We start from the raw sequence: 24,492 nt of genomic DNA, 5'->3' as shown, positions 1-24,492 counted from the left end.
CACAGACTCCTACGCTCGACTCATGTCAGACGCGTACGCGACCCGCCGAACCCGCCTCAGAGACCGGTGCGCCGCGGCGGGCAGCGCCACCGCGCTCGTCACCCGCCCGGCCAACGTGAGATACCTCTCCGGCGCGGCCCCCGAGAACGCCGTGCTCCTCGTCGGCGCGCGAGAGGACGTCCTCCTGTGCACCGAGCCCCCGGACGACCGTCCCGACGACTCCCTGCGCATCCACGTCCTGCCGGCCGAGGGGGGCGACCCGGCGGTCGCCGCCGCCGACTTCCTCACCGCGCAGGGCATCGACACCCTCGCCGTCGAGGAGCACCACCTCACGGTCGCCCGCCACCGCGCGATCCACTCCGTCGCCCCCCACCTCCTCCTCGCCGACCTCGCGGGCACGGTCGAGCAGCTGCGGATCGTCAAGGACGAGGAGGAGATCACCTGCCTGCGCGTCGCCGCCGAGATCGCCGACCAGGCCCTCGGCGAACTCCTGGAGTCCATCCTGGTCGGCCGCACGGAACGCCACCTCGCCCTGGAGCTGGAACGCCGCCTCGTCGACCACGGCGCCGACGGCCCCGCCTTCCCCACGTCCGTCGCGACCGGCCCGCACGCGGGTCTGCGCGGCCACAGCTCCACCGACCGGCGCGTGGAGGAGGGCGACTTCCTCTCCGTCTGCCTGGGCGCGGCGTACCGCGGCTACCGCTGCGAGATCGGCCGTACCTTCGTCATCGGCACGGCCCCGGCGGACTGGCAGATCGAGCTGTACGACGCCGTCTTCGCCGCTCAGCGCGCCGGCCGGGAGGCCCTCGCGCCCGGCGTCGAGTACCGGGACGCGGACCGCGCGGCGCGTCAGGTCCTGGAGGCCGCGGGGTGGTCCGAGGGGCTGCCGAAGCTCATGGGACACGGAGTCGGACTGGAAATCGAAGAGGACCCGCAGCTCGCCCCCGCGGCCATGGGTAAACTGGACGCTTGCGTGCCGGTCACCGTCGAACCTGGGGTTCACCTCCCGGGCCGGGGCGGCGTCCGGATCGATGACACGCTCGTCGTACGCCCCGAGGCGGACGGCGGACCCGAGCTACTCACCATCACGACCAAGGAGCTGCTCGCGCTGTAGCGCTTGCCCCGGGGTCGTCCACGTCAGTCCAGGAGATTCCGCAACCGTGGCTTCCACGAACGACCTCAAGAACGGCCTGGTGCTCAAGCTCGACGGCGGCCAGCTGTGGTCCGTCGTCGAGTTCCAGCACGTCAAGCCCGGCAAGGGCCCGGCCTTCGTGCGCACCAAGCTCAAGAACGTGCTGTCCGGCAAGGTGGTCGACAAGACCTTCAACGCCGGCGTCAAGGTCGAGACGGCCACTGTCGACAAGAGCGACATGCAGTTCTCGTACATGGACGGCGAGTACTTCGTCTTCATGGACATGGAGACCTACGACCAGCTGATGGTCGACCGCAAGGCCGTCGGCAGCGCCGCGAACTTCCTCATCGAGGGCTTCCAGGCGACCGTCGCGCGCCACGAGGGCGAGGTGCTCTTCGTCGAGCTGCCCGCCGCCGTCGAGCTGGTCATCGCCGAGACCGAGCCGGGTCTCCAGGGCGACCGCTCCACCGGCGGCACGAAGCCGGCCAAGCTGGAGACGGGATACGAGATGCAGGTCCCGCTCTTCATCACCACCGGCGAGAAGATCAAGGTCGACACCCGTTCCGGCGACTACCTCGGCCGGGTGAACAGCTAACCGTGGCTGCTCGCAACACGGCTCGCAAGCGTGCCTTCCAGATCCTCTTCGAGGGTGACCAGCGCGATGCCGATGTCCTGACGGTGCTCGCGGACTGGGTGCGGCTGTCCCGGTCCGACGACCGTCAGCCGCCGGTCAGCGAGTACACGATGCAGTTGGTCGAGGGGTATGCGGAGCATGCCGCCCGGATCGACTCCCTGATCTCCCAGTACTCGGTCGGGTGGACGCTCGACCGGATGCCGGTGGTCGACCGGAACATCCTGCGGCTCGGTGCGTACGAGCTGATCTGGGTGGATGCGACGCCGGACGCGGTGGTGCTGGACGAGATGGTTCAGCTCGCGAAGGAGTTCTCCACGGAGGAGTCTCCGGCGTTCGTGAACGGGCTTCTGGGGCGGTTCAAGGAGCTGAAGGCTTCGCTGCGCCGGTAGTCCGTGGGGGGATCTGTGGTGGGGCGACTGCGGGCCGTCTGTGGCTGGTCGCGCAGTTCCCCGCGCCCCTAAAAGCAAAAAGCCCTCGCGGGAACCCCGCGATCCGTAGCGCCGTGAGTTCACAAAAAACGTGCCGCCGGGTGGCTGGAACCGAATCACTCGGTTCTGGCCAACCCGGCGGCACGTTTCTGCTCGGGCGTGGCAAGCGTTGTGGGCTTGGTCAGCCTTCCTCGTGGGTCACCGCGCGGCGCGCGTCCGCGTCGAGGACGCCCCAGCTGATCAGCTGCTCGGTGAGGACCGAGGGGGACTGGTCGTAGATGACCGCGAGGGTGCGCAGGTCGTCCTGGCGGATCGAGAGGACCTTGCCGTTGTAGTCGCCGCGCTGGGACTGGATCGTCGCCGCGTAGCGCTGGAGGGGGCCCGCCTTCTCGACCGGGACGTGGGCGAGGCGCTCCAGGTCCAGGACCAGCTTCGGCGGGGGCTCGGCGGCGCCTCCCGGGGTGGTGCCCGGCAGCAGTTCCTGCACCGGGACGCCGTAGAAGTCCGCCAGTTCGGCGAGGCGCTGCACGGTGACGGCGCGGTCTCCGCGCTCGTACGACCCGACGACGACCGCCTTCCAACGGCCCTGGGACTTCTCCTCGACACCGTGGAGGGAAAGGCCCTGCTGGGTGCGGATCGCGCGGAGCTTGGCCCCGAGCTGTTTGGCGTATTCGCTGGACATATAGCTCCCGGCGCTGTGTCGACGCGGACGGCTGTGTTGCCGTGCCGCTCGGCTGGTAACTCATTGTGAGGTTACGCAGCGTGATTCTCCTGCGTCAAGCCGAATGGTCCACACCGACCCTTCCGTGGTATCGATGGCCGATTACTCCAGGGGGGTGATCAGGGGCGCTGCCCCGGCCTGCTACGGTTGATGGCGCAAACCCGACATCCTTTAAGGTCCGTCCCGTGAGGCGGAGAAGGAGGTCCCTTCCGTATGGACATCCGATCGTCCGATGCGCGGCCCGTTCTCGAAGGCCCCGACATCGCGCGGGTACTGACCCGCATCGCCCACGAGATCGTCGAGCGCGCCAAGGGCGCCGACGACGTGGTGCTCCTCGGCATCCCGACCCGCGGCGTGTTCCTCGCCCGGCGCCTCGCCGAGAAGCTCGAAGAGATCACCGAACGCCCGATCCCGGTCGGCTCGCTGGACATCACGATGTACCGCGACGACCTGCGCATGCACCCCCCGCGCGCGCTGGCCCGCACCGAGATCCCCGGCGACGGCATCGACGGCCGCCTCGTGGTCCTCGTCGACGACGTGCTCTTCTCCGGCCGCACGATCCGCGCCGCCCTCGACGCCCTGAACGACATCGGGCGCCCGCGCGCGGTGCAGCTCGCGGTGCTCGTCGACCGGGGCCACCGGGAACTGCCCATCCGCGCCGACTACGTCGGCAAGAACCTCCCCACGTCGCTGCGGGAGACGGTCAAGGTCCAGCTCGCCGAGGAGGACGGTCGCGACACCGTGCTGCTCGGCGCGAAGCCGGACCAGTAGCAGGCGCTTGATGGCACGCCGGTTGTCGGCGTGCGCGCGCTTGCCCGGAATCTCCCGAATTAAACCTGCTTACGGAGCCTGACAGATGCAGCGTCATCTCATCTCGGCCGCCGACCTCACCCGCGACGACGCCGTCCTGATCCTCGACACCGCGGAGGAGATGGCCCGGGTCGCCGACCGGCCCATCAAGAAACTGCCCACCCTGCGCGGGCGCACGGTCGTGAACCTCTTCTTCGAGGACTCCACGCGCACGCGCATCTCCTTCGAGGCCGCCGAGAAACGCCTCTCGGCCGATGTCATCAACTTCACCGCCAAGGGCTCCTCGGTCTCCAAGGGCGAGTCCCTGAAGGACACCGCGCAGACGCTGGAGGCGATGGGCGTCGACGCCGTCGTCATCCGGCACGGCGCCTCGGGAGCCCCGTACCGCCTCGCCACCTCCGGGTGGATCGACGCGGCCGTCATCAACGCCGGTGACGGCACCCACCAGCACCCCACCCAGGCCCTCCTGGACGCGTTCACGATGCGCCGCCGGCTCATCGGCCGCGACGCCGGGCTCGGCGAGGACCTGGCCGGGAAGCGGATCACCCTCGTCGGGGACGTCCTGCACAGCCGGGTCGCCCGCTCCAACGTGGACCTGCTGCACACGCTCGGCGCCCACGTCACCCTCGTCGCGCCGCCGACCCTGGTGCCGGTCGGCGTCGGGAACTGGCCCTGCGAGGTGTCGTACGACCTCGACGCGGTGCTGCCCAAGTCGGACGCGGTGATGATGCTGCGCGTCCAGCGGGAGCGGATGAACGCGGCCTTCTTCCCGACCGAGCGGGAGTACTCGCGCCGCTACGGCCTCGACGGCGAGCGGATGGCGCGGATGCCGGAGCACGCGATCGTCATGCACCCCGGCCCGATGGTCCGCGGCATGGAGATCACCGCCGAGGTCGCCGACTCACCGCGCTGCACGGTCGTCGAACAGGTCGCCAACGGCGTGTCGATCCGGATGGCCGTCCTGTACCTGCTCCTGGGCGGCAACGAACCCGCCGTCAGCCACACCCGCCCCACCGCCCCCGAGGAGAAGTAAGACCCATGAGCAAGATCCTGATCCGTGGTGCGAAGGTGCTCGGCGGCGAGCCGCAGGACGTGCTGATCGACGGGGACACCATCGCCGAGGTCGGCGTGGGTCTGTCCGCCGAGGGCGCCGACGTCGTCGAGGCGGCCGGAAAGGTCCTGCTGCCCGGCCTCGTCGACCTCCACACCCACCTGCGCGAGCCCGGCCGCGAGGACTCCGAGACCGTCCTCACCGGCACGCGCGCGGCGGCCTCCGGCGGCTACACGGCCGTCTTCGCCATGGCCAACACGTTCCCCGTCGCCGACACGGCCGGCGTCGTCGAGCAGGTCTACCGGCTCGGGCAGGAGCACGGCTACTGCGACGTGCAGCCCATCGGCGCCGTCACCGTCGGCCTGGAGGGCAAGAAGCTCGCCGAGCTGGGCGCGATGCACGAGTCGGCGGCCGGGGTGACGGTCTTCTCCGACGACGGCAAGTGCGTGGACGACGCGGTGATCATGCGCCGCGCGCTGGAGTACGTGAAGGCGTTCGGCGGGGTCGTCGCGCAGCACGCGCAGGAACCCCGGCTGACCGAGGGCGCCCAGATGAACGAGGGCGTCGTCTCCGCCGAGCTGGGCCTCGGGGGCTGGCCCGCCGTCGCCGAGGAGTCGATCATCGCGCGGGACGTGCTGCTGGCCGAGCACGTCGGCTCGCGCGTGCACATCTGCCACCTCTCGACCGCCGGGTCCGTCGAGATCGTCCGCTGGGCCAAGTCCCGCGGCATCGACGTCACCGCCGAGGTCACCCCGCACCACCTCCTCCTCACCGACGAGCTGGTCCGGTCGTACGACCCGGTCTACAAGGTCAACCCGCCGCTGCGCACCGAGCGGGACGTCCGCGCCCTGCGCGAGGCGCTCGCCGACGGCACGATCGACATCGTCGCCACCGACCACGCCCCGCACCCGCACGAGGACAAGGACTGCGAGTGGGCCGCCGCCGCGATGGGGATGGTCGGCCTGGAGACCGCGTTGTCGGTGGTGCAGGAGACCATGGTGGAGACGGGCCTGCTGGACTGGGCCGGGGTCGCCGAGCGCATGTCGTCCAAGCCGGCCGAGATCGGCCGCGCGACAGGCCACGGCCGCCCTGTCTCGGCAGGTGAGCCCGCCAACCTCACGCTCGTCGACACGGCATACCGTGGGTCCGTGGACCCCGCGGGCTTCGCCTCGCGCAGCCGGAACACCCCGTACGAGGGGCGTGAGCTGCCGGGCCGCGTGACGCACACGTGGCTGCGGGGCAAGGCCACGCTCGTCGACGGGAAGCTCACGTGACATCTGCACTACTGATCGCGGCCGGCCAGGAGTCGGCCCCGGTGACGGACTGGGCCGCGCGGATCGGCTGGGTCGTCGGACTCTGCCTGTTCGTCGCGCTCGTCTACTGGCTGATGCGCGAGGGCTGGAAGTGGCGCGGCACCCTCCAGAGCGACCTCCCGGAGCTTCCCGCCGCGCCCGGTTCGCCCGGCGAGGCGAAACTGACGATGACCGGCCGCTACCACGGCTCCACCACCGCCGGTCAGTGGCTGGACCGCATCGTCGCCCACGGCCTGGGCACCCGCAGCCGGGTCGAGCTGACCCTGACGGACGCCGGCCTGGACGTCGTACGGCCCGGTGCCACCGACTTCTTCGTACCGGCCGGCGCGTTGCGCGAGGCGCTGCTCGGCAAGGGCATCGCGGGCAAGGTCCTCAGCGAGGGCGGCCTCCTCGTGGTGACCTGGGCGCACGGCGACAAGCTGATCGACTCCGGTTTCCGCTCGGACCACGCGGCCGAGCACACGGACTGGGTCGAGGCCATCAACTCCATGATCAAGAACAACCAGACGGAAGGCGCCGAACGATGACGACCTCCACCAGGGGAGCCGACAAGACTCCCGCCGTACTCGTCCTGGAGGACGGCCGGGTCTTCCGGGGCCGTGCCTACGGGGCCGTGGGGGAGACCTTCGGCGAAGCGGTGTTCTCCACCGGCATGACCGGCTACCAGGAGACCCTCACCGACCCGTCGTACGACCGCCAGATCGTGGTCGCGACCGCCCCGCAGATCGGCAACACGGGCTGGAACGACGAGGACGACGAGTCGTCCCGCATCTGGGTCTCCGGCTACGTCGTCCGCGACCCCGCGCGCGTGCCGTCCAACTGGCGCGCCAAGCGTTCGCTGGACGCTGAACTGGTGGCGCAGAGCGTCGTCGGTATCTCCGGCGTCGACACCCGCGCCCTCACCCGCCACCTGCGCGAACGCGGCTCGATGCGTGCCGGGATCTTCTCCGGTACGACGATCGCACCGGAGTCCGACCTCGTCGCACGCGTCCAGGCGCAGCCCCCGATGAAGGGCCTGAGCCTGTACGAGGAGGTCGCCACCAAGGAGGCGTACGTCGTCCCCGCGGTCGGCGAGAAGCGGTTCACCGTCGCCGCGATCGACCTCGGCATCAAGGGCATGACCCCGCACCGCATGGCCGAGCGCGGCATCGAGGTGCACGTCCTGCCCGCCACGGCGACCGAGGAGGACGTGTACGCCGTCAACCCCGACGGCGTGTTCTTCTCCAACGGCCCCGGCGACCCCGCCACCGCCGAAGGCCCCGTCGCCCTCATGACGGCCGTCCTCGCGCGCAGGACGCCGCTGTTCGGCATCTGCTTCGGCAACCAGATCCTCGGCCGCGCCCTCGGCTTCGGCACCTACAAGCTGAAGTACGGCCACCGCGGCATCAACCAGCCCGTGCAGGACCGGACGACCGGCAAGGTCGAGGTCACCGCGCACAACCACGGCTTCGCCGTCGACGCGCCCCTCGACAGGGTCAGCGAGACCCCGTTCGGGCGTGCCGAGGTCTCCCACGTGTGCCTCAATGACGACGTGGTGGAGGGCCTGCGGCTGCTCGACCAGCCCGCCTTCTCCGTCCAGTACCACCCCGAAGCGGCGGCGGGCCCGCACGACGCCGCCTACCTGTTCGACCGCTTCGTGACTTTGTTGGAGGGCCAGCGTGCCTAAGCGCACCGATATCCAGTCCGTCCTGGTCATCGGCTCCGGCCCGATCGTCATCGGCCAGGCCGCCGAGTTCGACTACTCCGGCACCCAGGCATGCCGCGTCCTGCGCGCCGAGGGCCTCAGGGTCGTTCTGGTCAACTCCAACCCGGCGACGATCATGACCGACCCGGAGATCGCCGACGCGACCTACGTCGAGCCGATCACCCCCGAGTTCGTCGAGAAGATCATCGCCAAGGAGCGCCCGGACGCGCTGCTGCCGACCCTGGGCGGCCAGACGGCCCTCAACACGGCCATCTCCCTCGCCGAGAACGGCGTCCTGGAGAAGTACGGCGTGGAGCTGATCGGCGCGAACGTCGAGGCCATCAACAAGGGCGAGGACCGCGAGCTGTTCAAGGAGGTCGTCGAGGCCGTCAACGCGAAGATCGGGCACGGCGAGTCCGCGCGCTCGGTCATCTGCCACACCATGGACGAGGTGATCGCGGGCGTCGGCACGCTCGGCGGCTACCCCGTCGTCGTCCGCCCCTCCTTCACGATGGGCGGCGCCGGTTCCGGGTTCGCGCACGACGAGGAGGAACTGCGCCGCATCGCCGGGCAGGGGCTCACGCTGTCGCCGACCACCGAGGTGCTCCTGGAGGAGTCCATCCTCGGCTGGAAGGAGTACGAGCTGGAGCTGATGCGCGACAAGCACGACAACGTCGTGGTCGTCTGCTCCATCGAGAACTTCGACCCGATGGGCGTGCACACCGGCGACTCGATCACCGTCGCCCCCTCGATGACGCTCACCGACCGCGAGTACCAGATCCTGCGGGACATCGGCATCGCCGTGATCCGCGAGGTCGGCGTCGACACGGGCGGCTGCAACATCCAGTTCGCGGTCAACCCCGAGGACGGCCGCGTCATCGTCATCGAGATGAACCCGCGCGTGTCCCGGTCTTCGGCGCTCGCCTCCAAGGCGACCGGCTTCCCGATCGCCAAGATCGCCGCGAAGCTCGCCGTCGGCTACACGCTCGACGAGATCCCGAACGACATCACGCGGGAGACCCCGGCGTCCTTCGAGCCGACGCTCGACTACGTCGTCGTCAAGGCGCCCCGGTTCGCGTTCGAGAAGTTCCCGCAGGCCGACTCGACGCTGACGACGACCATGAAGTCGGTCGGCGAGGCGATGGCCATCGGGCGCAACTTCACCGAGGCGTTCCAGAAGGCGCTGCGGTCGCTGGAGAAGAAGGGCTCGCAGTTCACGTTCGTCGGCGAGACGGGCGACAAGACCGAGCTGCTGGAGGCGTCCGTACGCCCCACCGACGGCCGCATCAACACCGTCATGGAGGCCATCCGCGCGGGCGCCACGCCCGAGGAGGTCTTCGCGTACACGAAGATCGACCCCTGGTTCGTCGACCAGCTCTTCCTGATCAAGGAGACCGCCGACGAGCTGGCCGCCGCCGAGCGCCTCGACGCCGGCCTGCTCGCGGAGGCCAAGCGGCACGGCTTCTCCGACCAGCAGATCGCGGAGATCCGGGGCCTGCGCGAGGACGTCGTCCGCGAGGTCCGGCACGCGCTGGGCGTGCGCCCGGTCTACAAGACGGTCGACACCTGCGCCGCCGAGTTCGCCGCGAAGACCCCGTACTTCTACTCTTCCTACGACGAGGAGACCGAGGTCGCCCCGCGCGAGAAGCCGGCCGTCATCATCCTCGGCTCGGGCCCCAACCGCATCGGCCAGGGCATCGAGTTCGACTACTCCTGCGTGCACGCCTCCTTCGCGCTGTCCGACGCCGGGTACGAGACCGTGATGGTCAACTGCAACCCCGAGACCGTCTCCACCGACTACGACACCTCCGACCGGCTCTACTTCGAGCCGCTCACCCTGGAGGACGTCCTGGAGATCGTCCACGCGGAGACGCAGGCCGGGCCGGTCGCCGGGGTCGTCGTCCAGCTCGGCGGGCAGACGCCGCTGGGCCTCGCGCAGGCGCTCAAGGACAACGGCGTACCGATCGTCGGCACGCCCCCCGAGGCGATCCACGCGGCCGAGGACCGGGGCGCCTTCGGGCAGGTCCTCGCCGACGCGGGCCTGCCGGCCCCCAAGCACGGCACGGCGACCACCTTCACGGGCGCCAAGGCCATCGCCGACGAGATCGGCTACCCGGTCCTGGTGCGGCCCTCGTACGTCCTCGGCGGGCGCGGCATGGAGATCGTGTACGACGAGACCCGGCTGGAGTCCTACATCGCCGAGTCGACCGAGATCAGCCCCTCGCGGCCGGTCCTCGTCGACCGGTTCCTCGACGACGCCATCGAGATCGACGTGGACGCGCTCTACGACGGCCGGGAGCTGTACCTCGGCGGCGTCATGGAGCACATCGAGGAGGCCGGCATCCACTCCGGCGACTCGGCGTGCGCGCTGCCCCCGATCACCCTCGGCGGCCACGACATCAAGCGGCTGCGCGCCTCCACGGAGGCCATCGCGCGCGGGGTCGGCGTCCGCGGTCTGATCAACATCCAGTTCGCGATGGCCGGGGACATCCTGTACGTCCTGGAGGCCAACCCGCGCGCGTCGCGCACGGTCCCCTTCACCTCCAAGGCGACCGCCGTGCCGCTCGCCAAGGCCGCCGCCCGGATCTCCCTGGGCGCGACCGTCGCCGAGCTGCGCGCCGAGGGGCTGCTCCCCGCGCGCGGGGACGGCGGCGAGCTGCCCATGGACGCGCCGATCTCCGTCAAGGAGGCCGTCATGCCGTGGTCGCGGTTCCGCGACATCCACGGCCGGGGCGTCGACACGGTCCTCGGCCCGGAGATGCGCTCCACCGGCGAGGTCATGGGCATCGACTCCGTCTTCGGCACGGCGTACGCCAAGTCGCAGGCGGGCGCGTACGGGCCGCTGCCCACCAAGGGCCGCGCGTTCATCTCCGTCGCCAACCGCGACAAGCGCTCGATGATCTTCCCGGCGCGCGAACTCGTCGCCCACGGCTTCGAACTCCTCGCGACGTCCGGCACGGCCGAGGTCCTCAAGCGCAACGGCATCAACGCGACGATCGTCCGCAAGCTCAGCGAGGGCGAGGGCCCGGCGGGCGAGAAGACGATCGTCCAGCTCATCCACGACGGCGAGGTCGACCTCATCGTCAACACCCCGTACGGCACCGGCGGCCGGCTCGACGGCTACGAGATCCGTACGGCGGCTGTCGCCCGCTCCGTGCCCTGCCTGACGACCGTCCAGGCGCTCGCGGCGGCCGTCCAGGGCATCGACGCGCTCAACCACGGCGACGTGGGCGTGCGCTCGCTCCAGGAACACGCCGAGCAGCTGACAGCGGCACGGGACTAGCAGCCAGGCAGCCACAGGGGGGACACCGGGAACGGTGTCCCCCTCCGTATGGGGACCCTCTGGGGAGTTATGTACAACCTGTTCTTCCGACTCTTCTTCCAGCGCATGGACGCCGAGAAGGCCCACCACCTGGCCTTCCGGTGGATCCGCCTCGCCGCGCGCGTGCCCGTGCTGCGGACGTTCCTCGCCGCCGCGCTCGCGCCCCGCTCCAAGGAGCTGCGCACCGAGGCGTTCGGGCTGCGGATGCACGGGCCGTTCGGGCTCGCCGCCGGGTTCGACAAGAACGCCGTCGCGGTCGACGGGATGGCGATGATGGGGTTCGACCACGTCGAGATCGGGACCGTGACGGGGGAGGCGCAGGACGGCAACCCCAAGAAGCGGCTGTTCCGGCTGGTGCCCGACCGCGCGCTGATCAACCGCATGGGGTTCAACAACGACGGCTCCCTGCGCGTCGCCGCGCGCCTCGCGTCCCGGGAGGCCGTGTTCAGGACCGTCGTCGGCGTCAACATCGGCAAGACCAAGGCCGTACCGGAGGCGGAGGCGATCGGGGACTACGTGAAGTCCGCCGAGCGGCTCGCCCCGTACGCCGACTACCTCGTCGTCAACGTGTCCTCGCCGAACACGCCCGGGCTGCGGAATCTGCAAGCCGTTGATCACTTGCGACCGCTTCTCGGCGCCGTGCGCGAGGCCGCCGACCGTGTCGTACCCGGTCGCCGGGTGCCGCTGCTCGTGAAGATCGCGCCGGACCTCGCGGACGACGACGTCGACGCCGTCGCCGACCTCGCCGCCGAACTGGGTCTGGACGGGATCATCGCGACCAACACCACCATCGCGCGCGAAGGGCTGCTTTCCGGGACGTCGCTGACCGAGGAGACCGGCGGGCTCTCCGGCGCGCCCCTCAAGGCGCGCTCCCTGGAGGTCCTGAGGCGCTTGTACGCGCGTGTGGGCGACCGGATCACCCTCGTGGGGGTCGGGGGCGTCGAGAGCGCCGAGGACGTCTGGGAGCGGATCCTCGCGGGCGCGACGCTCGTCCAGGGCTACAGCGCGTTCATCTACCAGGGGCCCTTCTGGACCCGCGCGATCCACAAGGGGCTCACCGCGCGCCTGCGCACGAGCCCGTACGCCACCCTCGCCGACGCGGTCGGCGCCGACGTGAGGAAGACGGCATGAGCACCTTCGGTACGCGCCTGCGCCGGGCGATGGACGAGCGGGGACCGCTGTGCGTGGGCATCGACCCGCACGCCTCGCTGCTCGCCGAGTGGGGTCTCGACGACGACGTCGCCGGGCTCGAACGGTTCAGCCGGACCGTCGTCGAGGCCGTCGCGGACCGGGTCGCCGTGCTCAAGCCGCAGAGCGCGTTCTTCGAGCGGTTCGGGTCGCGCGGGGTCGCCGTCCTGGAGAAGTCCGTCACCGAGGCCCGTGCGGCGGGCGCGCTGGTCCTCATGGACGCCAAGCGCGGGGACATCGGCTCCACGATGGCCGCCTACGCCGAGGCGTTCCTCTCGCCCGGCTCGCCGCTGTTCTCCGACGCGCTGACCGTCTCGCCGTATCTCGGGTACGGCTCCCTCGCGCCCGCCGTCGCGCTCGCGCGGGAGAACGGGTGCGGGCTGTTCGTCCTCGCGCTGACCTCCAACCCCGAGGGCGGCGAGGTCCAGCACGCGGTCCGCGCCGACGGACGCAGCGTGGCGGCGACGATCCTGTCCCACCTCGCCGCCGAGAACGCCGGCGAGGAGCCGCTCGGCTCCTTCGGGGCGGTCGTCGGGGCGACGCTGGGCGACCTGTCCTCGTACGACCTCGACATGGGCGGGGCGCTGCTCGCGCCCGGCGTGGGGGCGCAGGGGGCGACGCCCGCCGATCTGCCCCGCGTGTTCGGGGCCGCGCTGTCTCGCGTGGTACCGAACGTGAGCCGGGGCGTTCTGCGGTCCGGACCCGACGTGAAGGCACTGCGGGAGGCCGTCGAGCGGTTTTCCGGGGAGGTCCGGGAGGCGGTGGGGTCGGCCTGACCGGCCGGTTCTCGCCGACTTGAGGATGGATACAGCCTCAAATCCGGGGAGGTTCGCGGCATATGTCCGGTCCCGTAGAGGCTGACCAGGACTTTTCCGCTGTTCTCGCTGACTCAGGCGGAGTTGGCCGCTAGTCTCCGACGGAGAGTGAACGGGCAAGCGTGTTGCTCGTCGCTCGTCAGGTGTGGGGCGACTAGGTTCCTCACCGGTCCGTATCCGACAGTTCGACATCCGAGGTGACGTAGGCGTGGCTCTTCCGCCCCTTACCCCCGAACAGCGCGCAGCCGCGCTCGAAAAGGCCGCCGCGGCTCGCCGGGAGCGGGCCGAGGTCAAGAATCGACTCAAGCACTCCGGCGCCTCCCTGCACGAGGTCATCAAGCAGGGCCAGGAGAACGACGTCATCGGCAAGATGAAGGTCTCCGCACTGCTGGAGTCGCTGCCCGGCGTGGGCAAGGTCCGCGCCAAGCAGATCATGGAGCGACTCGGCATCTCCGAGAGCCGCCGTGTGCGCGGCCTCGGCTCCAACCAGATCGCGTCCCTGGAGCGTGAGTTCGGCAGCACCGGTTCCTGAACCCGGCGCCGCCGGGCAGGGCGTCCCGGGTACTCCGGGATTGCTGGAATAATCGCTGCATGGCTGCAACATTCCGGGGGACGACCCCCGAGCCCCCGGACGTACGTCCGCGGCTGACCGTGCTCTCCGGCCCCTCAGGGGTCGGCAAGAGCACGGTCGTCGCCCATATGCGCAAGGCCCACCCGGAGGTGTGGCTGTCGGTGTCGGCGACGACCCGTAAGCCCCGTCCGGGTGAGAAGCACGGCGTCCACTACTTCTTCGTCGGCGACGACGAGATGGACAAGCTGATCGCCAACGGCGAGCTGCTGGAGTGGGCCGAGTTCGCCGGCAACCGCTACGGCACGCCCCGTACGGCCGTGCTGGAGCGGCTGGAGAACGGCGAGCCGGTGCTCCTGGAGATCGACCTCCAGGGTGCCCGGCAGGTCCGCGAGTCCATGGCCGACGCCCAGCTCGTGTTCCTCGCGCCGCCCTCCTGGGAGGAGCTGGTGCGCAGGCTCACCGGGCGGGGCACCGAGGCGCCCGACGTGATCGAGCGCCGCCTCGACGCCGCCAAGGTCGAGCTCGCGGCCGAGCCCGAGTTCGACGAGACGCTGGTCAACACCTCTGTCGAGGATGTGGCGCGTGAGCTGCTAGCCTTGATGGATGTGGTGTGACCGTTACGGTCACCAATGTCTTTGGACAACACAGTCCGAGACAACACAGTCTGAGATTTCTCCCATCCACGGAAGGTAGAGCGTGTCCTCTTCCATCTCCGCGCCCGAGGGCATCATCAACCCTCCGATCGACGAGCTCCTCGAAGCCACGGACTCGAAGTACAGCCTCGTGATCTACGCGGCCAAGCGCGCCCGCCAGATCAACGCGTACTACTCGCAGCTCGGTGAGGGCCTCCTGGAGTACGTCGGTCCCCTCGTCGACACGCACGTCCACGAGAAGCCGCTGTCGATCGCGCTGCGCGAGATCAACGCGGGTCTGCTGACGTCCGAGGCCGTTCCGGACCCGGCGTAAGTACGGCTCATAAGTACGACTGTCAGCTCGCGACTGACTTATCCACAGGCCCGGCAAGCACCTTGCCGGGCCTGTGGTGTGTCATGGGGTCGTACGGATTTCCGAGAGGGGTAGTGACGTGGACAAGCCCAAGGTCGTCCTGGGGGTCAGCGGTGGCATCGCCGCGTACAAGGCGTGCGAGCTGCTGCGCAGACTGACCGAGTCGGGCCATGACGTCCGTGTCGTCCCCACCGCCTCCGCGCTGCACTTCGTCGGCGCCGCGACCTGGTCCGCGCTCTCCGGCCACCCGGTCTCCACCGAGGTCTGGGACGACGTCCGCGAGGTGCCGCACGTCCGCATCGGCCAGGGCGCCGACCTCGTCGTCGTCGCCCCCGCCACCGCCGACCTGCTCGCCAAGGCCGCCCACGGCCTCGCGGACGACCTCCTCACCAACACGCTCCTGACCGCCCGCTGTCCCGTGGTCTTCGCCCCCGCGATGCACACGGAGATGTGGGAGCACCCGGCGACGCGGGAGAACGTGGCGACGCTGCGCCGCCGGGGAGCCGTCGTCATCGAGCCCGCCGTGGGCCGCCTCACCGGCGTCGACACCGGCAAGGGCCGCCTCCCCGACCCGGCCGAGATCTTCGAGGTCTGCCGAAGGGTCCTGACGCGCGGGGTGCGCGAGCCCGACCTCGCCGGACGGCACGTCCTCATCACCGCCGGCGGCACCCGCGAACCCCTCGACCCCGTGCGCTTCCTCGGCAACCGCTCCTCCGGCAAACAGGGCTACGCCCTCGCGCGTACGGCGGCGGCGCGTGGCGCCCGCGTCACGCTGATCGCGGCGAACGCGAGCCTCCCGGACCCGGCCGGCGTCGACGTCGTACCCGTCGGGACGGCCGTCCAGATGCGGGAGGCGGTGCTGAAACACGCAACGGACGCCGACGCGGTCGTGATGGCGGCGGCCGTCGCGGACTTCCGGCCCGGGACCTACGCGGCCGGGAAGATCAAGAAGAAGGACGGCCAGGAACCGGAGCCCGTCGTTCTCGTACGGAATCCGGACATCCTCGCGGAGATCTCCCAGAGCCGTTCCCGCCCCGGACAGGTGATCGTCGGGTTCGCCGCCGAGACCGACGACGTCCTCGCCAACGGGCGCGCGAAACTCGCCCGCAAGGGCTGCGATCTGCTGGTCGTGAACGAGGTGGGGGAGAGCCGCACCTTCGGCTCGGAGGAGAACGAGGCGGTCGTCCTCGGCGCCGACGGCAGTGAGACCGCCGTACCCCACGGGCCCAAGGAGGAACTGGCCGAAATCGTGTGGGACCTGGTGACGCGGCGCCTCGAATAACGCTTGGATGCGCACCCCGGAACCACTGGAGACTCGCTCGAATCGGGAGCGGCGGCTCTGGCCAAGGTCGCTGGACATCGGTCAGAATGCCCGTGCCGCAGCTCACGGCGCTCCCGAGAGGCGAGACAGGTGGGCCGGTGGCGAGGCACGACCGATAAGCTGTTCCCGGACCACTCCGGGCGCAGCTCCCGGCGGGTCCACCAATGATCAGCCAGCAGCCGCTGCAACCACAGGGAGCGTTGTGTCCCGTCGCCTGTTCACCTCGGAGTCCGTGACCGAAGGTCACCCCGACAAGATCGCTGACCAGATCAGCGACACGATTCTCGACGCGCTGCTGCGCGAGGACCCCACGTCCCGCGTCGCCGTCGAGACGCTGATCACCACCGGCCTCGTGCACGTCGCCGGTGAGGTCACCACCCAGGCGTACGCGCCGATCCCGCAGCTGGTGCGGGAGAAGATCCTGGAGATCGGCTACGACTCGTCGAAGAAGGGCTTCGACGGCGCTTCCTGCGGTGTCTCCGTGTCCATCGGCGCACAGTCCCCGGACATCGCGCAGGGTGTCGACACCGCCTACGAGTCCCGTGTCGAAGGCGACGAGGACGAGCTCGACAAGCAGGGCGCCGGTGACCAGGGCCTGATGTTCGGTTACGCGTCCGACGAGACGCCGACCCTCATGCCGTTGCCGATCTTCCTCGCGCACCGCCTCTCCAAGCGTCTCTCGGACGTCCGCAAGAACGGGACCATCCCCTACCTGCGCCCCGACGGCAAGACCCAGGTCACCATCGAGTACGACGGCGACAAGGCCGTCCGCCTCGACACGGTCGTCGTCTCCTCGCAGCACGCCTCCGACATCGACCTGGAGTCCCTGCTCGCGCCCGACATCCGCGAGTTCGTGGTCGAGGCCGAGCTGAAGGCCCTGCTGGACGACGGCATCAAGCTCGACACCGAGAACTACCGCCTGCTGGTGAACCCGACCGGCCGTTTCGAGATCGGCGGCCCGATGGGCGACGCCGGCCTCACCGGCCGCAAGATCATCATCGACACGTACGGCGGCTTCGCCCGCCACGGCGGCGGCGCGTTCTCGGGCAAGGACCCGTCCAAGGTCGACCGCTCGGCCGCGTACGCGATGCGCTGGGTCGCCAAGAACGTCGTCGCCGCGGGGCTCGCGTCCCGGTGCGAGGTCCAGGTCGCGTACGCGATCGGCAAGGCCGAGCCCGTCGGTCTCTTCGTCGAGACCTTCGGCACGCACACGATCGACACGGACAAGATTGAGAAGGCCATCGACGAGGTCTTCGACCTCCGTCCCGCCGCGATCATCCGCGACCTCGACCTGCTGCGGCCGATCTACGCGCAGACCGCCGCGTACGGGCACTTCGGCCGCGAGCTGCCCGACTTCACGTGGGAGCGGACGGACCGGGTGGAGGCGCTGAAGAAGGCCGCGGGGCTGTAAGTTCCCGGTTGTTTCGCGCGAGGCCCGGTGTCCCGGTGGGGCGCCGGGCCTCGGTGCGTGTCACGCCTTCGGGTAACCCGCCCCGGCCAGCTCCTTGGCCAGGGCGGCGAGGGTCACCTCCGGGTTCAGCCGGGTGACGACCTCCTCGGTCAGCGGGCGTGAGGCGAGGACGTGGCGTATCGCCTCCAGGTCCACCTCGGTCTCGTAGTAGTCCTGAGCCCACTCCTGGAACGCCTCCGCGCTGCGGTCCGTGAGCAGCGCGAACAGGGACCCGGCGCCGTCCGGGTCCCCGTGGAGCGACTCCGGGTAGTCGATGGCGCCCGCCGACCAGCCCTCGTCCCCGGTCCGCCGCCACAGACAGACGGTGACGACGGGCATGCCGTCGTCGCTGAACGCGGGCTCGTCGACGTACGGGGCGAAATCCTCGGGGACCTCGTCGAGAACCCCCGGCCAGGGGCCGTCGTTCCCGTACGGGCTCATGGGCGACTCGTGGGCGAAGCCGCGCAGATAGGCGCCGGCCGGGGAGAAGACGATGGAGTACTCGTCCCCCGAGCCGTTGCGCATCGACGCGGCCTCCTCGCTCTCCGACCAGTCCGTGTCGAAGGAGTGGTAGCGATTCCCCCACTCCGGGCTCAGCACCGCCTCCAGCACGGCCAGTGAGCGGCAGTGGTCACGCAGCGCGGTGATGTCGGGCAGACCCTGGGCGACGTCGTGTGCGGTCATCCGAACATCCAAGCGCCTCTTCCCGGGAAACGGAACCGCCGACTTCACGGCCCGCTGCCCGCGGCCCGCGCAGGGCGGAGGGGCGTTGTCAGTGGCGTTTGGTATCTATGAGGGTGTGAGCAGTGGGAGCGGGTCGGGGAGTGGGGGCGAGGTGGGGGCTGAGCAGTTGGCTTTTATGCGGGCAGGGGTGAAGAAGGCGCGGGCCAAGCCGGGGACCTGGCGGGGGGCCGCGTTGGCGGGGGAGCTGCCGGTGGCCCGGGTGCTGGTGGACAAAGGGGTGCTGCATCTGGACCGGCTGTTCGATTACGCCGTGCCTGCCGAGCTGGATGAGGTGGCTCAGCCCGGGGTGCGGGTGCGGGTGCGGTTCGGGGCCGGGCGGGGGAAGGTGCGGGGCGGGCGGCGGGAGGGGGGCGCGCTGATCGACGGGTTCCTGGTGGAGCGGGTCGCCCGGTCCGAGTACTCCGGACCCCTGGCCGCGCTGGCGCAGGTCGTCTCGCCCGAAGTCGTGCTGGGGCCTCAGCTGCTCGCGCTCGCCCGGGGGGTCGCCGACCGGTACGCCGGGAGTCTCGCCGACGTGTTGCAGCTCGCCGTGCCGCCGCGCAGTGCCCGGGCCGAGCAGAAGGCTTCGCCCGCGCCGCTGGGGCCGCCCGCGATGCCGTCGGCCGGGTCCTGGGAGCGGTACGAGGCCGGCGGCGCGTTCGTCGAGGCGCTCGGGCGGGGCGGGGCGCCCCGGGCCGTGTGGAACGCCCTGCCGGGGAGTACGTGGAGCGAGGAAGTGGCCCGGGCCGTGGGGGCCACGCTCGCTTCGGGGCGGGGGGCCCTCGTCGTCGTACCCGACGGGCGGGCCGTGGGGCGGGTCGATGCCGCGTTGACGCGGGTGCTGGGGGAGGGGCGGCATGCCGTGCTGACCGCCGACGCCGGGCCCGAGAAGCGGTACCGGGAGTGGCTCGCCGTCCTGCGGGGGAGTGTGCGGGCCGTCGTGGGGACCCGGGCCGCGATGTTCGCGCCGGTGCGGGAGCTGGGGCTCGTCGTCGTGTGGGACGACGGGGACGGGAGCCACAGCGAACCGCATGCCCCGCAGCCGCATGTGCGGGACGTGCTGCTGCTGCGGGCCGCCCAGGAGAAGTGCGCGTTCCTGCTGGGGAGCTGGAGCTGCACCGTCGAGGCCGCCCAGCTCGTCGAGAGCGGGTGGGCCCGGCCGATCGTCGCCCGGCGGGAGCAGGTGCGGTCGGCCGCGCCGCTGGTGCGGACCGTGGGGGACCAGGATCTCGCGCGGGACGAGGCGGCGCGGGCCGCCCGCCTGCCGACCCTTGCCTGGCAGGCCGTGCGGGAGGGGCTGAAGTCCGGGCCCGTGCTCGTGCAGGTGCCCCGGCGGGGGTACGTGCCCCGGATGGCCTGCGCGCAGTGCCGCGAGCCCGCTCGGTGCCGGCACTGCGCCGGGCCCTTGGAGGGGACCGACGAGGGCGGGCTCTCGTGCGGGTGGTGCGGGCGGACGGACGTCTCCTGGAGCTGCCCCGCCTGTGGGGGCGTCCGGCTGCGGGCGCAGGTCGTGGGGGCCCGGCGGACCGCCGAGGAGCTGGGGCGGGCGTTTCCCGCTGTGCCGGTGCGGACGTCCGGGCGGGAGCAGGTGCTGGACACCGTGCCGGGGGCGCCCGCGCTCGTCGTGAGTACGCCCGGCGCCGAGCCCGTCGCCGACGGGGGGTACGCGGCTGCCCTGCTGCTCGACGGGTGGGCCATGCTCGGGCGGCCCGATCTGCGGGCCGGGGAGGAGGCGTTGCGGAGGTGGATCGCCGCGGCGGCCCTGGTGCGGCCCCAGGGGGAGGGGGGCACCGTCGTCGTGGTCGCCGAGCCGACCCTGCGGCCGGTGCAGGCGCTGGTCCGGTGGGATCCCGTGGGGCACGCGGTGCGTGAACTGGCCGAGCGGGCGGAGCTGGGGTTCCCGCCGGTCTCCCGGATGGCCTCGGTGGCGGGGACCGCGGAGGCCGTCACCGGGTTCCTGGCCGTTGCCGACCTGCCCGCCGAGGCCGAGGTGCTGGGGCCTGTCCCCGTGCCGGTCACTCCTGCCGGGCGGCCCCGGAGAGTCGGGGGGCCGCCGCCGGGGGAGCGGTGGGAGCGGGCGTTGGTGCGGGTGCCGCCGGGGAAGGGCGGGGCGTTGGCCGCGGCGTTGAAGGCGGCGCAGGCCGCGCGGATGGCCCGGGGCGGTGGGGGCGAGGAGGGGCGGGTCTGGATTCGCGTCGACCCGGCGGACATCGGGTGACGGAGGCGGGGTTCGCCGGGGGGAATGCCGCTGCCCTCTCGTGGTCGGGCGAGAGGGCAGGGATGTCGGGGATGCGTGGGTGGGGGTCAGCCGTTGCGGGGGCCGGGGAAGGGGGCGGGGGCGGGGCGGGCGTCCTCCCGGAGGGCGGGGCTGCCTGCCGTCGGCTGGGTGGGCATGGAGCGGGCCGCCGGGACGGTGGGGACCGTGGTGATGCCGCCGCCCACGTTCAGGACGCGGGCGGGGTCCGGGGGGAGAGCCGGTTCGGGGACCGAGGCGGGGGCGCGGCGAGCGCCGTAGCGGCGGTGCACCGCCTGCTTCGTCACGCCCAGCGCCGAGCCCACCGCGTCCCAGGAGAAGCCGAGGGAGCGGTCGAACTCGACCGCCGCCGTCACCAGCGTCTCCACGCTGTCGCGGAGTTCCTGGGCGAGGCGGACGGTGGGGGCGGGGGCGCGGCCGTAGACCACGAAGCCCGTGGAGGGGCCGGAGCGGCGGGGGCGGTAGACATTGCCCAGCTGGGCGGTGAGCGTGCGGAGTGCGTCCACCTGGCGGCGGACCCGCTCGATGTCCCGCACCAGCAAGTGCAGGCTGGCCCGGGCCTGGGCGTCGTGGGTTGCGTGGTCGGCCATGAACAAGCCTCTCGAACCGGCGTTAAGAGATAGGGGGTCAACTCTTTCTTGACCAACGCGGATTCGCTCCGCGGGTCACGGGGTGGGGGCGTATGGGCATATGCGTACGCCCCCCGGCTCGCTTCCGGTCCGTCGGGGGCCCTGGGGAGGGGCGTACTCGCCGTCTGCGGCTTTCCCCGGCGGCTCATTAGACTGCTGTGCTGGTCGTCTTCGCTCCGTCCGAGAGGTTCCGTCCTTCCATGAGGCTTGTCTTCGCTGGTACCCCTGAGGTCGCCGTTCCCGCTCTGGACGCTCTGATCGGGTCCGGGCGGCATGAGGTCGTCGCCGTGGTGACGCGGCCGGACGCGCCGGCGGGGCGGGGGCGGCGGCTCGTCGCGTCGCCGGTGGCCGAGCGGGCGATGGAGGCCGGGATCGAGGTGCTGAAGCCGGGCCGGCCCCGGGAGCCCGGGTTCCTGGAGCGGCTCCGCGAGATCGGGCCCGACTGCTGTCCCGTCGTCGCGTACGGCGCCCTGCTGCCCAAGGCCGCGCTGGACGTGCCCGCACGGGGGTGGGTCAACCTGCACTTCTCCCTGCTGCCGGCCTGGCGGGGAGCCGCGCCCGTACAGCACTCGATCATGGCCGGCGACGAGATCACCGGGGCGTCCACGTTCCTCATCGAGGAGGGCCTCGACTCCGGGCCCGTGTACGGGACCGTCACGGAGACGGTACGGCCCACCGACACGAGCGGCGACCTCCTGACCCGGCTCGCGTTCGCCGGCGCCGGGCTGCTCGCGGCGACCATGGACGGGATCGAGGACGGCACGCTGGAGGCGGTGCCGCAGAGCGCCGAGGGCATCACCCTGGCCCCGAAGATCACCGTCGAGGACGCCCGGGTCGACTGGCAGGCACCGGCGCTGCGCGTCGACCGCGTCGTACGGGGCTGCACCCCCGCGCCCGGCGCCTGGACCACCTTCCGCGGCGAGCGCCTCAAGCTGATCCAGGTGACCCCGCTGCCCGACCGGGGCGGTCTGGCGCCGGGGCAGCTGGCCGTGGGCAAGAACAACGTGTACGTCGGGACCGGCTCGTACGCCGTGGAGCTGCTGTGGGTCCAGGCCCAGGGGAAGAAGCCGATGCGGGCGGCGGACTGGGCGCGGGGCGTTCGGGGGGCGGACGGGGAGACGCTGGGGCGGTAGCCACGCGGGCGAAGCGGACGGTGCCGTGCGGCGTAGGCTTGAAGTCTGTCCTTTCTTGATGACCCGGAGCACCTTTTCGTGAGCGACACCTCTGCGCACCCCCGTAAGACCGGCAAGCCGTATCGGCGGCCCAAGAAGGACCCCGTCCGGATGCTGGCGTTCGAGGCGCTGCGGGCGGTGGACGAGCGGGACGCCTACGCGAACCTGGTGTTGCCGCCGTTGCTGCGGAAGGCCCGGGAGCGAGGGGATTTCGACAGCCGGGACGCCGCTCTCGCCACCGAGCTGGTGTACGGGACGCTGCGGCGGCAAGGGACGTACGACGCCGTCATCGCCGCCTGTATCGACCGGCCGCTGCGAGAGGTCGACCCGCCCGTGCTGGACGTGCTGAGCCTCGGCGCGCATCAGCTGCTCGGGACCCGGATCCCCACCCACGCCGCCGTGTCCGCCTCCGTCGAACTCGCCCGTGTCGTGCTCGGCGACGGGCGCGCCAAGTTCGTCAACGCCGTGCTCCGGAAGATCGCGCAGGACGATCTGGACGGCTGGACCGGGAAGGTCGCCCCGCCCTACGACGACGACCCGGAGGAGCACCTCGCCGTCGTCCACTCGCACCCCCGCTGGATCGTCTCGGCCCTGTGGGACTCGCTGGGCGGCGGCCGGGCCGGCATCGAGGAGCTGCTGGCGGCGGACAACGAGCGCCCCGAGGTGACCCTGGTGGCGAGGCCGGGCAGGTCGGTCGTGCGGGAGCTGCTGGAGGAGGACGCGGCTGTACCCGGCCGTTGGTCGCCGTACGCCGCGAGGCTGACGGAAGGCGGGGAGCCGGGCGCCGTCGACGCCGTCCGTGAGGGGCGCGCCGGCGTGCAGGACGAGGGGAGTCAGCTGGTCGCGCTGGCCCTCGCGAACGCGCCGGTCGACGGGCCGGACCGGCGTTGGCTGGACGGCTGCGCGGGCCCCGGCGGCAAAGCCGCACTGCTCGCCGCCCTCGCCGCCGAGCGCGGCGCGACCCTGCTGGCGTCCGAGAAGCAGCCGCACCGCGCGGGCCTGGTCGCGAAGGCGCTGGCCGGCAACCCGGGGCCGTACCAGGTGATCGCGGCGGACGGGACCCAGCCCCCGTGGCGGCCGGGGGTCTTCGACCGCGTGCTCGTCGACGTCCCCTGCACCGGCCTCGGCGCCCTGCGCCGCCGCCCGGAGGCCCGCTGGCGGCGCCGTCCCGAGGACCTCGAAGGGTTCGCGCCCTTGCAGCGGGGCCTGCTGAAGACCGCGCTTGAGTCGGTGCGGGCCGGCGGTGTCGTCGGGTACGCGACCTGCTCACCGCACCTCGCGGAGACGCGGGCGGTCGTCGCCGACGTGCTCAAGCAGTTCCCGGCCGCCGACCTGATCGACGCGCGCCCCCTGCTGCCGGGTGTGCCGGGGCTGGGCGAGGGTCCCGACGTACAGCTGTGGCCGCATGTGCACGGCACGGACGCGATGTACCTGGCACTGATCCGCCGGGTCGGATGATCGCACGAGCCCCGGTGGACGCACACCCGAAGGTAAAGGGCGATTAAATAAGATCATCGCACGAAACTTCGCCCCGCCTCCCCCACCGGTGCTCGCCACCCCGCCCGGCCATGGGAGGCTAGCCCCATGGCCGTGCAGATCAACCCCAGCATCCTCTCCGCCGACTTCGCCCGCCTGGCCGACGAAGCCAAGGCCGTCGAAGGAGCCGACTGGCTCCACGTCGACGTCATGGACAACCACTTCGTCCCCAACCTCACCCTCGGCGTCCCGATCGTGGAGTCCCTGGCGAAGGCGACGGACACCCCGCTGGACTGCCACCTGATGATCGAGGACCCGGACCGCTGGGCCCCGCAGTACATCGAGGCCGGCGCCTCCTCGGTCACCTTCCATGTCGAGGCCGCCGCCGCCCCCGTCCGCCTGGCCCGCGAGATCCGCGCGCAGGGCGGTCGCGCGTCGATGGCCCTCAAGCCCGCGACCCCCGTCGAGCCGTACGAGGACCTCCTCCCCGAACTCGACATGCTGCTGATCATGACGGTCGAGCCGGGCTTCGGCGGCCAGGCGTTCCTCGACATCATGCTGCCGAAGATCCGCCGCACCCGGCAGCTCATCGACAAGCACGGCCTCCAGATGTGGCTCCAGGTCGACGGCGGCGTCTCCGCGAGCACGATCGAGCGCTGCGCGGAGGCGGGCGCGGACGTGTTCGTCGCCGGTTCGGCCGTGTACGGCGCCGACGATCCCGCCGCCGCCGTACGCGGACTGCGCGCCCAGGCCGAGGCGGCATGCGACCACCGGGCCACGGGCAAGTGAACGA

Annotated in this window: 23 protein-coding genes; 20 read left to right on the top strand and 3 right to left on the bottom strand. The window is 71.4% G+C overall.

Annotated features, from left to right (window positions below; all coding sequences use genetic code 11):
- Positions 1-22: 22 nt before the first annotated feature.
- The 3 genes from ACQCO7_RS07695 to nusB are packed head-to-tail and all read left to right on the top strand — an operon-like array spanning position 23 to position 2,155.
- Positions 23-1,114: an aminopeptidase P family protein gene (locus ACQCO7_RS07695; RefSeq protein ID WP_464071105.1), complete on the top strand. Its 1,092-nt coding sequence runs from the start codon at positions 23-25 to the stop codon at positions 1,112-1,114.
- Between the two features lie 46 nt (positions 1,115-1,160).
- Complete coding sequence (gene efp / locus ACQCO7_RS07690; RefSeq protein WP_409118854.1) at positions 1,161-1,727, top strand: elongation factor P; 567 nt, start codon at positions 1,161-1,163, stop codon at positions 1,725-1,727.
- Positions 1,728-1,729: 2 nt separating this feature from the next.
- Positions 1,730-2,155 carry a transcription antitermination factor NusB gene (nusB, locus tag ACQCO7_RS07685; protein ID WP_464071104.1) on the top strand — a complete coding sequence of 142 codons (426 nt, stop codon included), beginning with the start codon at positions 1,730-1,732 and terminating at the stop codon, positions 2,153-2,155.
- A 220-nt stretch (positions 2,156-2,375) separates the two neighbouring features.
- Here nusB and bldD read toward each other — a convergent pair whose 3' ends face one another.
- A complete protein-coding gene (bldD, locus tag ACQCO7_RS07680; protein ID WP_010357917.1) occupies positions 2,376-2,876 on the bottom strand; it encodes a transcriptional regulator BldD in 501 nt (166 codons plus the stop codon).
- A 252-nt stretch (positions 2,877-3,128) separates the two neighbouring features.
- Between bldD and pyrR the strand changes: the two genes are divergently transcribed.
- From pyrR to metK, 13 genes are all read left to right on the top strand, one after another.
- The gene (pyrR, locus tag ACQCO7_RS07675) at positions 3,129-3,686 is read left to right on the top strand and encodes a bifunctional pyr operon transcriptional regulator/uracil phosphoribosyltransferase PyrR (RefSeq protein ID WP_010357918.1); all 558 of its coding nucleotides are present in this window, start codon (positions 3,129-3,131) and stop codon (positions 3,684-3,686) included.
- Positions 3,687-3,771: 85 nt separating this feature from the next.
- On the top strand, positions 3,772-4,758 hold the full coding sequence (locus ACQCO7_RS07670; protein ID WP_464071103.1) for an aspartate carbamoyltransferase catalytic subunit: 987 nt from the start codon (positions 3,772-3,774) through the stop codon (positions 4,756-4,758).
- A gap of 5 nt (positions 4,759-4,763) precedes the next feature.
- Positions 4,764-6,050 carry a dihydroorotase gene (locus ACQCO7_RS07665; RefSeq protein ID WP_464071102.1) on the top strand — a complete coding sequence of 429 codons (1,287 nt, stop codon included), beginning with the start codon at positions 4,764-4,766 and terminating at the stop codon, positions 6,048-6,050.
- The gene (locus ACQCO7_RS07660) at positions 6,047-6,616 is read left to right on the top strand and encodes a PH-like domain-containing protein (protein WP_464071101.1); all 570 of its coding nucleotides are present in this window, start codon (positions 6,047-6,049) and stop codon (positions 6,614-6,616) included. The genes ACQCO7_RS07665 and ACQCO7_RS07660 overlap by 4 nt, the downstream gene beginning before the upstream one ends.
- Positions 6,613-7,755, top strand: coding sequence for a glutamine-hydrolyzing carbamoyl-phosphate synthase small subunit (gene carA, locus ACQCO7_RS07655; protein ID WP_464071100.1), 1,143 nt, complete (start codon positions 6,613-6,615; stop codon positions 7,753-7,755). Before ACQCO7_RS07660 ends, carA begins: the two co-directional genes overlap by 4 nt.
- Positions 7,748-11,056: a carbamoyl-phosphate synthase large subunit gene (gene carB / locus ACQCO7_RS07650; RefSeq protein ID WP_464071099.1), complete on the top strand. Its 3,309-nt coding sequence runs from the start codon at positions 7,748-7,750 to the stop codon at positions 11,054-11,056. The genes carA and carB overlap by 8 nt, the downstream gene beginning before the upstream one ends.
- Positions 11,057-11,125: 69 nt before the next feature.
- Positions 11,126-12,226: a quinone-dependent dihydroorotate dehydrogenase gene (locus tag ACQCO7_RS07645; protein WP_464077171.1), complete on the top strand. Its 1,101-nt coding sequence runs from the start codon at positions 11,126-11,128 to the stop codon at positions 12,224-12,226.
- Positions 12,223-13,059: an orotidine-5'-phosphate decarboxylase gene (gene pyrF, locus ACQCO7_RS07640; protein ID WP_464071098.1), complete on the top strand. Its 837-nt coding sequence runs from the start codon at positions 12,223-12,225 to the stop codon at positions 13,057-13,059. Before ACQCO7_RS07645 ends, pyrF begins: the two co-directional genes overlap by 4 nt.
- Before the next feature lie 247 nt (positions 13,060-13,306).
- The gene (locus ACQCO7_RS07635) at positions 13,307-13,630 is read left to right on the top strand and encodes an integration host factor (protein WP_003977346.1); all 324 of its coding nucleotides are present in this window, start codon (positions 13,307-13,309) and stop codon (positions 13,628-13,630) included.
- A 59-nt stretch (positions 13,631-13,689) separates the two neighbouring features.
- Positions 13,690-14,283 carry a guanylate kinase gene (gmk, locus tag ACQCO7_RS07630; RefSeq protein ID WP_029184392.1) on the top strand — a complete coding sequence of 198 codons (594 nt, stop codon included), beginning with the start codon at positions 13,690-13,692 and terminating at the stop codon, positions 14,281-14,283.
- A gap of 82 nt (positions 14,284-14,365) precedes the next feature.
- The gene (rpoZ, locus tag ACQCO7_RS07625; RefSeq protein ID WP_010357929.1) at positions 14,366-14,635 is read left to right on the top strand and encodes a DNA-directed RNA polymerase subunit omega; all 270 of its coding nucleotides are present in this window, start codon (positions 14,366-14,368) and stop codon (positions 14,633-14,635) included.
- 118 nt (positions 14,636-14,753) lie between these two features.
- Positions 14,754-15,956: a bifunctional phosphopantothenoylcysteine decarboxylase/phosphopantothenate--cysteine ligase CoaBC gene (gene coaBC, locus ACQCO7_RS07620; RefSeq protein ID WP_464071097.1), complete on the top strand. Its 1,203-nt coding sequence runs from the start codon at positions 14,754-14,756 to the stop codon at positions 15,954-15,956.
- A 241-nt stretch (positions 15,957-16,197) separates the two neighbouring features.
- On the top strand, positions 16,198-17,406 hold the full coding sequence (metK, locus tag ACQCO7_RS07615; protein ID WP_464071096.1) for a methionine adenosyltransferase: 1,209 nt from the start codon (positions 16,198-16,200) through the stop codon (positions 17,404-17,406).
- 60 nt (positions 17,407-17,466) lie between these two features.
- Here the strand turns inward: metK and ACQCO7_RS07610 are convergent, their stop codons facing one another.
- Positions 17,467-18,129 (bottom strand): hypothetical protein, encoded by a 663-nt coding sequence (locus ACQCO7_RS07610; protein WP_464071095.1) that lies wholly within the window; start codon positions 18,127-18,129, stop codon positions 17,467-17,469.
- Between the two features lie 175 nt (positions 18,130-18,304).
- Between ACQCO7_RS07610 and ACQCO7_RS07605 the strand changes: the two genes are divergently transcribed.
- On the top strand, positions 18,305-20,386 hold the full coding sequence (locus ACQCO7_RS07605) for a primosomal protein N' (protein WP_464077170.1): 2,082 nt from the start codon (positions 18,305-18,307) through the stop codon (positions 20,384-20,386).
- 86 nt (positions 20,387-20,472) lie between these two features.
- Here the strand turns inward: ACQCO7_RS07605 and ACQCO7_RS07600 are convergent, their stop codons facing one another.
- Positions 20,473-21,012 carry a hypothetical protein gene (locus ACQCO7_RS07600; protein WP_464071094.1) on the bottom strand — a complete coding sequence of 180 codons (540 nt, stop codon included), beginning with the start codon at positions 21,010-21,012 and terminating at the stop codon, positions 20,473-20,475.
- 239 nt (positions 21,013-21,251) lie between these two features.
- Here ACQCO7_RS07600 and fmt point away from each other — a divergent pair, with 239 nt between their 5' ends.
- From fmt to rpe, 3 genes are all read left to right on the top strand, one after another.
- Positions 21,252-22,184, top strand: coding sequence for a methionyl-tRNA formyltransferase (gene fmt / locus ACQCO7_RS07595; RefSeq protein WP_464071093.1), 933 nt, complete (start codon positions 21,252-21,254; stop codon positions 22,182-22,184).
- A gap of 150 nt (positions 22,185-22,334) precedes the next feature.
- On the top strand, positions 22,335-23,681 hold the full coding sequence (locus ACQCO7_RS07590; RefSeq protein ID WP_464077169.1) for an RsmB/NOP family class I SAM-dependent RNA methyltransferase: 1,347 nt from the start codon (positions 22,335-22,337) through the stop codon (positions 23,679-23,681).
- Positions 23,682-23,807: 126 nt separating this feature from the next.
- Positions 23,808-24,488: a ribulose-phosphate 3-epimerase gene (gene rpe, locus ACQCO7_RS07585; protein ID WP_464071092.1), complete on the top strand. Its 681-nt coding sequence runs from the start codon at positions 23,808-23,810 to the stop codon at positions 24,486-24,488.
- The last annotated feature ends 4 nt before the right edge of the window (positions 24,489-24,492 follow it).

The sequence above is a fragment of the Streptomyces saintjeani genome (assembly GCF_055409605.1).
The sequence above is the reverse complement of the archived record's forward strand: the minus strand, read 5'-3'. Positions and strand labels throughout refer to the sequence as shown.